This is a genomic window from Methylobacterium sp. Leaf399 (assembly GCF_001424525.1).
In the GTDB taxonomy this organism is placed as follows: domain Bacteria; phylum Pseudomonadota; class Alphaproteobacteria; order Rhizobiales; family Beijerinckiaceae; genus Methylobacterium.
Genome location: NZ_LMQK01000021.1, coordinates 1 through 12109 on the forward strand (window position 1 = coordinate 1; position 12109 = coordinate 12109).

10 protein-coding genes and 1 pseudogene are annotated in these 12109 nt (G+C 70.6%); 6 read left to right on the plus strand and 5 right to left on the minus strand.

The genetic code is table 11. The features are described from left to right. Together ASG40_RS21920 and ASG40_RS11110 are read left to right on the plus strand one after the other, a co-directional pair. A partial coding sequence (locus ASG40_RS21920; RefSeq protein ID WP_210168794.1) for a hypothetical protein occupies positions 1–180 on the plus strand: 180 nt, incomplete at its 5' end. 301 nt (positions 181–481) lie between these two features. Next, the gene (locus ASG40_RS11110) at positions 482–2542 is read left to right on the plus strand and encodes a M23 family metallopeptidase (RefSeq protein ID WP_082524025.1); all 2061 of its coding nucleotides are present in this window, start codon (positions 482–484) and stop codon (positions 2540–2542) included. 111 nt (positions 2543–2653) lie between these two features. On the opposite strand, the gene gluQRS is transcribed toward ASG40_RS11110, so the two are convergent. From gluQRS to ASG40_RS11130, 4 genes are all read right to left on the minus strand, one after another. Further along, positions 2654–3529: a tRNA glutamyl-Q(34) synthetase GluQRS gene (gluQRS, locus tag ASG40_RS11115; RefSeq protein ID WP_055885290.1), complete on the minus strand. Its 876-nt coding sequence runs from the start codon at positions 3527–3529 to the stop codon at positions 2654–2656. A gap of 73 nt (positions 3530–3602) precedes the next feature. Further along, positions 3603–3794, minus strand: a complete 192-nt coding sequence (locus ASG40_RS11120) for a hypothetical protein (protein WP_055885294.1) — start codon at positions 3792–3794, stop codon at positions 3603–3605. Positions 3795–3924: 130 nt separating this feature from the next. Beyond that, entirely contained in the window at positions 3925–4197 is a 273-nt protein-coding gene (locus tag ASG40_RS11125; RefSeq protein ID WP_055885297.1) for a hypothetical protein, read from the minus strand. Positions 4198–4345: 148 nt separating this feature from the next. Next, on the minus strand, positions 4346–6391 hold the full coding sequence (locus ASG40_RS11130; protein ID WP_055885300.1) for an ATP-binding protein: 2046 nt from the start codon (positions 6389–6391) through the stop codon (positions 4346–4348). 266 nt (positions 6392–6657) lie between these two features. Between ASG40_RS11130 and trpA the strand changes: the two genes are divergently transcribed. From trpA to ASG40_RS11150, 4 genes and pseudogenes are all read left to right on the plus strand, one after another. Continuing rightward, complete coding sequence (gene trpA, locus ASG40_RS11135) at positions 6658–7512, plus strand: tryptophan synthase subunit alpha (protein ID WP_055885301.1); 855 nt, start codon at positions 6658–6660, stop codon at positions 7510–7512. A 99-nt stretch (positions 7513–7611) separates the two neighbouring features. Then, a complete protein-coding gene (gene accD, locus ASG40_RS11140) occupies positions 7612–8529 on the plus strand; it encodes an acetyl-CoA carboxylase, carboxyltransferase subunit beta (protein WP_055885312.1) in 918 nt (305 codons plus the stop codon). Positions 8530–8568: 39 nt separating this feature from the next. Continuing rightward, positions 8569–9894 (plus strand): bifunctional folylpolyglutamate synthase/dihydrofolate synthase, encoded by a 1326-nt coding sequence (locus ASG40_RS11145; protein ID WP_055885315.1) that lies wholly within the window; start codon positions 8569–8571, stop codon positions 9892–9894. A gap of 132 nt (positions 9895–10026) precedes the next feature. After that, positions 10027–11050 (plus strand): annotated as a pseudogene (locus ASG40_RS11150) (outer membrane protein). A gap of 157 nt (positions 11051–11207) precedes the next feature. Here ASG40_RS11150 and ASG40_RS11155 read toward each other — a convergent pair. Next, the gene (locus tag ASG40_RS11155; RefSeq protein WP_082524024.1) at positions 11208–11933 is read right to left on the minus strand and encodes a dihydrofolate reductase family protein; all 726 of its coding nucleotides are present in this window, start codon (positions 11931–11933) and stop codon (positions 11208–11210) included. Positions 11934–12109 lie beyond the last annotated feature (176 nt).

Consider the following 12109-nt stretch of genomic DNA (forward strand, 5'->3'; position numbering starts at 1 on the left):
CCCAAAAGACAAAAACACAGCCACCGCCAAGCCATTACAGCTCAGCACCAGCCAGCCAATCCAAAAGGTGAAAACAACAACACCGCCAGGAAGCGAAACCGCACCCCGGCGCCGCCGCCGATGGACAGCCTTATGACGGACCAACCCTCACACGTCAACACCCACACAACAGAAAAATGACAGGCCCACGAAAGGACGGAGGGACGGTGTCGTTCCGAGACGTCCCGCGGCGGTCTGCGCGACCTTCGTCCCTTGCCCGTTCCGTCACAGCGGATGGCCGGAGTAGGGACACAGGGCATCCGACAGGGAACGACGCCGTCACGGTTCGGCGGATCGCCCGGTTCCTTTCACCGGCAAATACGTCACGGGCAGGAACCTCGCTCACAGCAGCGGCGCCTCATTCTCGACATCCTGCCTCACGACATGCTTGGTCGGTCCAAGCCCGCTCGGGGTGCCTGGCCACGACACCAAGGACTTCTGCGTGACGCGTGGGCGCCTCAAGATCGCGAAGCAGGATCAGGGTTACGCGGAACGCGAGACCGTCCGGGACGATCGGGGCATCGATCCGCCCCTGGCCCGGCTCGGTGCCGATGCCACCCGGATCGATCGCCGCGAGGTCAACCTGCGCTGGCTCTGCGCCAGCGCTCTCACCGGCTTCACGGGCGCGGGCCTCATCGGCGGCGCGATCTTCGTCTCCCTCCAGGGAGACGTCTCCTTTGCGGCGATCCCTGAGCGCGTCCCCGTGGTGGTCCGCCAATCCACCGACGAGGCCGGCATCAACCTCTCGCGCAAAGGCGACCGCCTGGTGCGCAACCTGATGATCGCCTCGGCCAAGCAGACCTTCCGCACGCCGGTGACGGTCCGTCTGGCGGACCGGGAGATCATCAAGGTCCGGCCGTTCATGCGGATCACCAGTGCGCTCTCCATGACCACCGGTGTGTTCGCGCCCGAGGTGCCGCGCTTCGACCCGATGAAGTTCATCTCCGACGAGCCGGCCGAGCGCGCGGCGGACCCCACCGTCGCCGACAGTCCGGGCGCCGAGGTCTCCGTGATCAAGCGCGATCTCGTGGGCCTCACCGTGGAGCCCGGCGCGCCGGCGCTCACCGACGACGACGTCACCGCACAGGTCGCCGAGGAAAAGCGCCTCGCCGACGAGGCCGGCCGGCGCGCCACCATCCCCCTGGCGCCGCAGATGATGCTGTCGCGCACCCTGCAGCAGGCCGGGCCCGGCCCGGACTTCGACGCCGCCACCCGGTCGCAGGGCGAGGCGAGCCCCTTCAAGTCGATCGACGTCCTCGTGGTGCCCGAGAACGTCACCCGGCTCGCCAAGACCGAGATCCGCAGCGGCGACCACCCCCTGGTGGACGAGCGCGATCTCGCGATCAAACGCGGCGAAACCCTCGACTCGGTCCTCAAGGCCACCGGCAGCGCCACGGACGCGCAGGTGCGCGCCATCCTGTCTGCGTTGGGGGGCAAGGCCCGCACCGGAGACCTGCCCGAGGGCCAGCAGTTCCGGCTGCAGGTCGCCCCCGGCCCCAAGCCCGGCGATCCGCGACAGATCACACGGGTCATCCTCTACGGCGAGAACGGCGTCGAGGCGATCGCGGCGATGACCGACCGCGGCGTCTTCGTCTCGGTGGCGCCGCCCACCCAGGACGCGCCGGCGCGCAAGGGCCCGGCCGCCGTGGAGGCCGAGGGCGAGGAGGAGGACGGCGGTTCCGGCCCGCGTCTCTACCAGAGCCTCTACGAGACCGCCGCCCGGCACGAGTTGCCGCGCAGTGCGGTGGAGGACCTCGTGCGGATCTTCGGCTACGACGTCGACTTCCAGCGCCGCATCTCGTCGGGCGACGCCCTCGACGTCTTCTACGGCTACGACGAGGAGGCCGGCCCGGCCACGGCCGAGCGGCCGGACCTGCTCTATGCCGCCCTCACCCTCAACGGCGAGGCGCGCCGGGTCTACCGGTTCCAGTCGCCGGACGACGGGACGATCGACTACCTCGACGACCAGGGCCGGTCGCTCAAGAAGTTCCTCATCCGCAAGCCCATCGCCGACGGCATCATGCGCTCGGGCTACGGCTACCGGCGCCACCCCGTCCTCGGCTACGCCAAGATGCACACGGGCGTGGATTGGTCCAACCCGATCGGCACGCCCATCGTGGCGGCCGGCAACGGCACGGTCATCAAGGCGGAATGGGATTCCGGCTACGGGCGCCGGGTCGAGGTCCAGCACATCAACGGCTATGTCACCACCTACAACCACATGTCGCGCTTCGCCCGCGGCGTCTCGGCCGGGGCCAAGGTCCGCCAGGGCCAGGTGATCGGATACGTGGGCTCCACCGGCCTCTCCACCGGCGCGCACCTGCACTACGAGGTCATCATCAACGGCCATTTCGTGGATCCGATGAAGATTCGCGTGCCGCGCGGGCGCGAGCTCGACGGGCGCCTGCTGGCCGAGTTCCGCCGCCAGCGCGAGCAGATCGACGGCGTGATGCTGAAGGGCCGCAACGGCACGGCGGTGGCCCAGCGCGAACCGATGCGCTGACCCCACCTCATCCCATGTCGGTCGATCACGGCGTGGTGCGAACATGGGCTTCGCTCAGGCGCCCCCCGGGCTCGCCGATACGGTTCCCACTCGATTCGGGCGGTAACCGTATCAGCCGAATCCGACTTGGGCGCGCACGTCGCAGGCCGTCCAGCCGGCCGCCCTGAGATCGGCCAGCGATTCCGATCCCTTCGACTTGGCGAGCTTGTCGCCCTTCCCGTCGCGCACGAGGGCGTGGTGGTGATAGCGGGGACGGTCCAATCCGAGGAGGGCTTGGAGCAGGACGTGGATGTCGGTGGCGGCGAGCAGATCGGCTCCCCGCACCACATGGGTGACCGCCTGGGCATCGTCGTCGATCACCACCGCCAGGTGATAACTCGCCGGCACGTCGCGGCGGCCGATCACGACATCGCCCCAGCGGTGCGGTTCTGCGATGCGACAGCCGGTGTCGCCGAAGGCGTCGAACGTCGTCCAGCGATGCGGGCCGGGAGCGGCGGCGCGGGCGCGCTCACCGTGCAGGCGCCAGAGCGGAAGCGCCCCGGCACCGCGGCGCACGGCGATCTCCGCGTTCGTCAGATCGCGGCAGGAACCGGGATAGTGGGGGACGCCGTCGGGATCACGCGGCCAGGGCCGACCGGTACGCGCTTCCAGGGTCTCGACGGCCGCCGACATCGTCGCGCGCGAGCAGAAGCACGGATAGGCGAAACCACGCTCCGCCAGGGAGGCGATGGCGTCGCGATACACATCGAGACGGGACGATTGATGCAGGACAGGGCGCTCGAAGCGCAGCCCGAGCCAAATGAGATCCGCCTCGATGGCGGCGATCAGGTCGGGGCGCGAGCGCACGGGATCGAGGTCTTCGATCCTCAGCAGGATGCGGCCACCCATTCGAGCGGCCAAGTCAGCATTGAGGCAGGCCGAATGGGCATGACCGAGATGAAGGCGCCCGTTGGGGCTTGGCGCGAACCGGAAGACGGGTGTGGTCACGCTCGATCAGCGACAGAACACGTCACCCTCTGCGGAACCCGGCCGGCAGAGCGCCGGCCGAGTTCCAAACGCTTCAGCGGTCGCCGGCGCCCGAGAGCAGCTTCTCGATCTGCGAGAGACCGTTCTCACGGGCCTTGGCCTCGGTCGGCTGGCTGCGGTCGGACCGCTGCACCAGCTTGCCGTTCTTGCGGATCAACCACTGGTAGACGCCACCCGGGTTCGCGGGGGGCTGGATCTCCAGGGAGTACGGATGGGTGTTGGTCATTGTATCGCTCATTCCTCCGATATGGCACGGGCGGAGGGATTTCGCCACCCGCCGCGACCAAGAGAACTGAGCAAGAGCAGCGTCCCGGCCCTCCCCGCCCGGTCGTCGGCGTGCCGGAGGCGGCGTTTCGTCAGCCGCCGACCCGGCGCAGGCAGGCCGTCTGACCGGTGACGCAGGCGATGCCCGGCATCGAGCAGGCCACGCCCTCCGCGCCGCGCTGGCAGACGCGGCAGCCGTCGCCCCATTCCGCGCAGCTCTCGTCCGTGGCCGGGGAGACCGCATGCGGCCGCGTGGCGGCCGGAGCGAGATGCGACAGCAGCACGCTCGCCAGGACGACCGCGGCGATGGCCAGCGCGATCATGCCGTCGCGTGCCGGTGAGGCGGAGGCGTTCTCAGATCCCATGACGTCCCAGATTCCGTGGCGCGGTGTTCGCGCGGCTGTCCGGATCTGTCAACGCGCGACCCGTGTCCTCGGGCATGGGGTTCGGGGACATGGGCTTGGGGGACATGGGCTCGGGGGACATGGGCTTCGGGACGCTTCCGGCATGGCCTCACGCCACGGCGCGACCCTCCAGCACCATCGGCAGCGCGCGCAGGTCGAGGGGCTTTGCCAGGAACCCGTCGAAGCCCGCATCGCGGGCGTCGCGTTCGTCGGCGAGGCCGGCGTTGGCGGTCAGGGCGACCACGTGCAGGCGCGGCCCTCCGGTCGCGGCCTCCCGGGCCCGGATGCGGCGGGCGGTCTCGAGCCCGTCGAGGCCGGGCATGCGGATGTCGATCAGGGCGAGGTCGAAACGATCCTCTCCTTGGGGGACTTCCGGGTTGGCGGGGCTCTCCAGCAGGGACAGGGCCTCCCAGCCGTCGCGGGCGAGGACGACGCGGGCGCCGAGCTTTTCCAGGGCGCGGGTCGCCAGGAGCGCGTTGATCGGGTTGTCCTCGGCCAGGAGCACGCGCAGGCGCCGGGTCGCGGGCGACCGGATCGGCAGGGCGGCGGGGGAGGACAAAGGAGCCGGAACGCGGGGCGCCAGCAGGCGATCGAACAGGGAGCGCGCCCGCACCGGCTTGACGAGGTAGCCGTCGAAGCCGGCGGCCCCCGGAGCGCCGAACTCGCGCCGGTCGAACGGCGACAGGAGGATGAGGCTGCAACGCACGCCCCTGCGGCGGGCCTCGAGCGCCACCGCGCGCACCGCCACGTCACCCAGGGCACGGTCGGCGATCACCGCATCGAACGCCGTGCCGTCGAGGGCGGCGATGGCCTCCTCGGGAGTCGGCACGATCACGGCCGCGGCGCCCGACCGGGACAGACAGCGTGCCAGGAACGGCCCCTGGAACGGCGAGCCGGCCACGATCAGGACGTGACGGCCCGCCAACGATACCGGGACGGCGGGGGCGCCGTCGCCCGGGGCCAGGGGCAGGACGACCTCGAAGGTGCTGCCGCTGCCGAGGATCGAGGTCGCCGCGATGCGCCCTTCCATGAGGTCGACGAGGCGCCGGGTGATGGCGAGACCGAGGCCGGTGCCCTCGTGGCGCCGGCTGGCGCTGCTGTCCTCCTGCTCGAACTCCTCGAACAGGGCCGGAATGCGGTCCTGCGGGATGCCCGACCCGGTATCGCGGACGCGCACCACCACCCCCTCCGGCGACGTCGCGATCTCGACGCCGACACCGCCCTGGGCCGTGAACTTGACGGCGTTGCCGGCGAGGTTGGTGAGGATCTGGCGCACCCGGTCGGCATCGCCCACCACCGTGGCGGGCAGGTCGTCGGCGAGGTCGAGGGCGATCTCGATGCCCTTGTCCTGCGCCCGCGGGGCGAGGAGCTCGACCACGCCCTCGGCCAGGGCACAGAGGTCGAAGGGCTCCGCGGCCAGGTCGAGCCGGCCGGCCTCGATGCGCGAGAAGTCGAGGATGCCGTCGATGAGCGAGAGCAGGGCCTTGCCGGAGGTGCGCACGGCCTCGACGTAGGTGCGCTGCTCGGCATCGAGGCCGGTGTCGAGCACGAGGTCGGCCATCCCGAGAATCCCGTTCAGCGGCGTGCGGAACTCGTGGCTGACCGTGGCGAGGAAACGCGACTTGGCGACGCTGGCGGCCTCGGCCCGGCTCAGGGCCTCGTCCAGGGAACGGGCCGCCTCGACGCGGGCGGTGACGTCGGACCCGGCGCGCAGCCATTGCACCTGGCCCTGCGCGTCGCTCACCGGCATCTCGATGAAGGAGAACCACCGCGCCGGCCCTGAGACCGGCCTGACCTGCACCTCGATCCGGCGCACGCCGTCGGCGCGGTCCTCGGTCGGTCCCTGCGCCACCACCGGTAGGATGGTCGTGGAACCGACGAGGTCGATCGGCGCCCGCCCCAGGAGCCGCGCGAAGCCGTCGCTGGCGAAGGTGATGCGGCCCTGCGCGTCGCGCTGCACGACGACGTCGGTGGTCGCCTCGACCAGCGCCCGGTAGCGTTCCTCGCTCTCCGAGAGCTGCCAGATCCGATCCTCGAGATGCTCGATCTCCGAGACCTCCCCGGCGGCGGCGGACCGGCGGCGCCCGACGGCCGCGACGGCGGCCGCCCCCGTGAGCCCCGCCAGCAGGCAGGCGACGACCTCGATCCAGACCATCTCGCCTCCCCCGGCGTCGCCGCTGCCGCGGGCGATGGTGGCGAAGAAGCGTGAAGGACGCCTTTACCGCCCGGCGCCCGGATCGCCGGCCGGGTCGGGCGCCGCTTCACGGGCCGGTCGCGATGGTGTAGCGCGAGCGATCGAAGACGGGCCCGGCGCCCGCGAGCCCGCTCCCGACGGGATGTCCCCGACCGGGATGTCCCCGGGCCGGCCGGCAGCCTTCCGCGCGGACACCGACCGCCAGACGCATTCCGAGACGTGACGCCATGACCGAGACGACTTCGCCCACGACCCGCATCGATGCCACCTTCGCCCGGTGCCGGGCGGAGGGGCGGGCCGCCCTCGTCACCTACGTCATGGCCGGCGACCCCGATGCGGAGACCTCCCTGCGGATCCTCGAGGCCCTGCCGGGTGCGGGCGCCGACATCGTCGAGTTCGGGCTTCCCTTCACCGACCCGATGGCCGACGGCCCCGCGATCCAGGCCGCCGCCCTGCGCGCCCTCAAGGGCGGCCAGGGCGTGGTGGCGACCCTCGACCTCGTGCGCCGGTTCCGGGCCGGGAATGCGGGCACGCCGGTGATCCTGATGGGCTACTACAACCCGATCCACGCCTACGGCGTCGACCGCTTCCTCGACGATGCGGTGGCGGCGGGCATCGACGGCCTCATCGTGGTCGACCTGCCGCCGGAGGAGGACGACGAGCTGTGCCTGCCGGCACTGGCCAAGGGCCTGGCCTTCATCCGCCTCGCCACGCCCACCACCGACGCGCGGCGCCTGCCGGCGGTGCTCGCGAACACCGCCGGTTTCGTCTACTACGTGTCGATCACCGGCATCACCGGGACCGCGACCCCGGACTTCGGCCGGGTGGCCGAGGCGGTGTCGCGCATCCGCCTCCACACCGACCTGCCCATCGTGGTGGGCTTCGGCGTCAGGACGGGGGCCGATGCGGCCGCGATCGCCAGGGGGGCGGACGGCGTCGTGGTCGGCTCGGCGCTGGTGGACGCGCTGCATCGCTCGCTCGACGCGCAGGGTGCGGCCGGGTCCGGCACCGTCGAGGCGGTGAGCGGCCTCGTGCGCGACCTGGCCGCCGGCATCCGGGAGGCGGCCGGCACCCGGGCCTGAGCTCCGCCGGCAACCTGCAAACGGGCCCTTCGTCGACCCGAGCCTTGAACGACGGGTCGCGCGCACCGAAGTCGCGTTGAGAGGAACGGCGTCTGGATGATGGTGGAACCGATGAACTGGATCTCTGAGGTCGTCCGGCCCAGGATCAAGACGCTGTTCAAGCGCGAGACGCCCGAGAACCTCTGGATCAAATGTCCGGACACCGGCCAGATGGTCTTCCACAAGGAGGTCGAGGGGAACCTGTGGGTCATCCCCGGCTCCGAGCATCACCTGAAGATGAGCGCCCAGGCGCGCCTCAAGATGATGTTCGACGAGGGCACCTGGATCGACGTGCCCCTGCCCGACGTGGCGGCCGATCCGCTCCGGTTCCGCGACGAGAAGCGCTACGTCGACCGCCTGCGGGAGGCGCGCGCCAAGACCGGCATGACCGACGCGTTCAAGATCGGGTTCGGCCGGGTCGGCGGTCTGCCCATGACCCTGGCGGTCCAGGATTTCGCCTTCATGGCCGGCTCCCTCGGCATGGCGGCCGGCGAGGCCTTCATCCGAGGGGCCGAGACGGCGCTCGACAAGCGCACCCCCTTCGTCCTGTTCTCGGCCTCGGGCGGCGCGCGCATGCAGGAGGGCATCCTTTCGCTGATGCAGATGCCCCGCACCACCGTGGCGATCCGCCGGCTCAATGCCGCCAAGCTGCCCTACGTGGTGGTGCTGACGAACCCGACCACGGGCGGCGTCACCGCCTCCTTCGCGATGCTGGGCGACGTCCACCTCGCCGAGCCGGGGGCCCTGATCTGCTTTGCCGGCCCCCGCGTGATCGAGCAGACGATCCGCGAGAAGCTGCCCGACGGCTTCCAGCGCTCGGAGTACCTCCTGGCCCGCGGCATGGTGGACCAGGTCGTCCATCGCCACGCCCTCAAGGAGACCGTGGTGCGCCTGTGCGGCCTGCTGATGGACCAGCGTGCCGACGCCGGCCCGCCCCGGCCCGCCCCGCAACAGCCTTCCGTGGCCGAACCGGCCTGACCCCGACGACGCAAGCGGCCTCCTATGGATTCCTCCGCCATGGATTCCTCCGACGCGCTCATGGCGCGCTTCCTCGCCCTGCATCCGCGCACCATCGACCTGTCCCTGGGGCGGATCGAACGGCTCCTGGCGCGGCTCGACCATCCCGAGCGGCGGCTGCCGCCGGTGATCCACGTGGCCGGCACCAACGGCAAGGGATCGACCATCGCCTTCATGCGGGCGATCCTCGAGGCGGCGGGCCTGGCCGCGCACGTCTACACCTCGCCCCACCTCGTGCGGTTCCACGAGCGCATCCGCATCGGCGCCATCGGCGGCGGCCATTTCGTGCCCGAGGAGCGCCTGGCCGAGGCGCTGGCGCGCTGCGAGGCCGTGAACGCCGGGGAACCGATCACGGTGTTCGAGATCACCACGGCCGCGGCGCTGCTGCTGTTCTCGGAGGCGCCGGCCGACGTGCTGCTCCTCGAAGTCGGCCTCGGCGGCAGGGTCGACGCCACCAACGTCATCGACAAGCCCGCCTGCGCGGTGGTGACGCCGATCGGGCGCGATCACGCCGAATACCTCGGCGACACCGTCGAGGCCGTGGCCACCGAGAAGGCCGGCATCTTCAAGCGCGGCTGCCCCGCGGTGATCGCCGCGCAGGATTACGCCGAGGCGGACGCGGTCCTGTGCCGCCATGCGGACGCGGTCGGGGCGACGCCGGTGTGGGTCGGCAACCAGGACTTCTCCGTCCACGAGGAGAACGGCCGCCTCGTCTACCAGGACGAGACCGACCTGTTCGACCTGCCCCAGCCACGCCTGTCGGGGCGCCACCAGTTCACCAACGCCGCCACCGCGATCGCGGCCCTTCGCGCCGCGGGCTTCGGCGACATCGGCGTCGAGGCGGTGGAGGCGGGCCTGCGCAACGTCGAATGGCCCGGCCGCCTGCAGCGCCTCAACCGCGGCCGTCTCGCGGACCTCGCTCCTGCGGGCGCCGAGCTCTGGCTCGACGGCGGCCACAACGTCGACGGGGGCCGCATCCTGGCCGCGGCGATGGCGGATCTCGGCGAGCGCAGCGACGTGCCCCTCGTGATCATCGCGGGCCTGCTCGGCACCAAGGACGCGGAGGGCTTCCTGCGCAACTTCGTCGGGCTGGCGCGCGGCCTCGTGGCCGTGCCGATCGCCGGGCAGATGGCCGCCCGCCCGGCCGAGGAGATCGCACGCATCGCCACCGACGTCGGCCTCAACGTCACGATCGCGTCGGGCGTCGAAGCGGCTCTCGAAGGGCTGGCCGACACCGCGTTCGAGAAGCCGCCGCGCATCCTGATCTGCGGATCGCTGTATCTCGCAGGCGCCGTACTGGAGGCCAACGGCACGCCGCCGACCTGAAGACTCGTCCCGGCACAGGGCGAAAGACGTCGCAACTTCACGTCCGCCAGTCGTGTGTCCTCGGCGCTACAGCTTAGCAAGCCCGGATCGATTAGCTTCCCTTCGAACGGACTTCGTTTCTGGGGACAACCGATGAAAAAGCTTCTCACCTCGCTCGCCGCCTTCACCGCGCTGACCACCGTCGCTTCGGCCGCAGACCTTCCGCGCCGCGCCGCGCCGCCGGTCTTCGTTCCGGTCCCGGTCTTCACCTGGACGGGCTTCTACTTCGGTATCAACGCCGGCTACGGCTTCGWTCCGGTCCCGGTCTTCACCTGGACGGGCTTCTACTTCGGTATCAACGCCGGCTACGGCTTCGACGCCGGCAACCAGGACCGCAACGTCTACGACAACGTGTTCCCGAACCTCGTTCGCAGCGGCAACCTCACCGGCTTCGCCGCCGGCCCGTCGCAGATCGCCTTCTCCAACAGCTCCAACGAAGGCTTCACCGGCGGTGGCCAGGTCGGCTACAACTACCAGTTCACCCCGGGCTCGGGCCTGGTGGTCGGCATCGAGGCCGACGCCCAGTACGTCGACTTCGGCCGTAACCGCACCAACTTCGTCCTGACCCCCGGCTTCGCCCCGATCGACGGCAACGTCACCTTCGTCGATCCCCGCGGCACCGCCAGCCTCGACTACTTCGGCACCGTGCGCGGCCGCATCGGTTACGCCTTCGACAAGGTCCTGTTCTACGGCACCGGCGGCTTCGCCTACGGCGCCGGCAGCAACGAGCGTTCGTTCGGCGGCTTCCGCGGCAACGACGACTTCCGCACCGGCTACGCCGCCGGCGGCGGTGTCGAGTACGCCCTCCCCACCGACTCCTTCCTGAACTTCTTCAAGTCCTCGGCCGTCACGCTCAAGGTCGAAGGCCTGTACGTGAACCTCGAGAACAACAACCGTCCCCACCGACTCCTTCCTGAACTTCTTCAAGTCCTCGGCCGTCACGCTCAAGGTCGAAGGCCTGTACGTGAACCTCGAGAACAACAACCGCAACGCCGGCATCTACGCCTTCGACACCAACGGCGTCGTCTACCGCCAGCCCGGCTTCACGAACCGCAGCAACGGCACCGAGTTCGCCGTCATCCGCGCCGGCCTGAACTACAAGTTCGGCTCCTACTAGGATCGTCCTCCGCCACGGCGGATGATGCCGGACACCGGGCCCCGACTTCGGGACCCGGGTTCGGCATCGGTCGGACCCGACGCATGAAAGAGGCCGCCCTGGCGACAGGGCGGCCTCTTTCATGTCGTGCATGACCCGATCGGCAACCGATGCGGGCTCAGCCGGTCGCCGGTTCGGCGTCCTCGACCCGGTAGCGAAGCCAGACGGTGCCTCCCTCCAGGGTCTCGGTGTGGAAATGGCGCAGAGCCTTGCCCGCCGCGGGCCGTTCATTCGGCTCTCCATGGCACTCGAAGATCGTCGGCACCCCAGCGAGGCCGTCGACGGCCGGCGAAACGAGCAGGCTGACCTCGTCGATCAACCCCGCCTTGAGGAAGGCGCCGTTGATGATGCCGCCGCCCTCGAGCAGGAGGGTCTCCACGCCGAAGGTCGCGCCCAGGGTCGCCATCGCGCCGGCGAGGTCGCGTCCGTCGCGCCCCGCGAAGAGATAGGAGACGCCGTCCTCGCGAAGCTCGGCGAGGTAGGCGTCCGGCACATCCTCGCCCAGGACCGCCACGACATGGTCTCCGCCCACGTCGTCCCGGCCGTAATGGACCTTGCCGTGCGGATCGATGGCGACGGCCAGATCCCGCCCCTTCCGCGCGCCGACATGCGTTCCCCGCAGGTCCCCAGGAACGCAGGCCGGCGTTCGCAGCACGCCCTTGGCGATCTCCGCCATGGTCGTGCGTCCGACGATCCAGCCCTGCGCATCGAGGCGGGCGGCGGTCTCCTCATAGTGACGGTGGACCAGCCCGCCCTGGATTCCCGCCGCCGCTGGGGTCCAGCGGCTGGGGTGGAGCCGGCCGTCGATGGAGCTGCCCATGTGGCAGACGATCCTGGGACGCATGACGACGCCTTCCGGTGGTTCGCCTCAAGCCACGTCGGGCATGCGGTGGATGAGCTTGTCGAGGGTGATGGGGTATTCGCGGACCCGGACGCCGGTGGCGTTGTGGACGGCGTTGGCGACCGCCGCGGCGACGCCGCAGATGCCGAGTTCGCCCACCCCCTTGGCCTTCATCGGCG

Coding starts and splice junctions, on each gene's coding strand:
- ASG40_RS11120 (WP_055885294.1), bottom strand. CDS start 3,794: ATGACCAACACCCATCCGTACTCCCTGGAGATCCAGCCCCCCGCGAAC.
- ASG40_RS11125 (WP_055885297.1), bottom strand. CDS start 4,197: ATGGGATCTGAGAACGCCTCCGCCTCACCGGCACGCGACGGCATGATC.
- ASG40_RS11130 (WP_055885300.1), bottom strand. CDS start 6,391: ATGGTCTGGATCGAGGTCGTCGCCTGCCTGCTGGCGGGGCTCACGGGG.
- trpA (WP_055885301.1), top strand. CDS start 6,658: ATGACCGAGACGACTTCGCCCACGACCCGCATCGATGCCACCTTCGCC.
- accD (WP_055885312.1), top strand. CDS start 7,612: ATGGTGGAACCGATGAACTGGATCTCTGAGGTCGTCCGGCCCAGGATC.
- ASG40_RS11145 (WP_055885315.1), top strand. CDS start 8,569: ATGGATTCCTCCGACGCGCTCATGGCGCGCTTCCTCGCCCTGCATCCG.
- ASG40_RS11155 (WP_082524024.1), bottom strand. CDS start 11,933: ATGCGTCCCAGGATCGTCTGCCACATGGGCAGCTCCATCGACGGCCGG.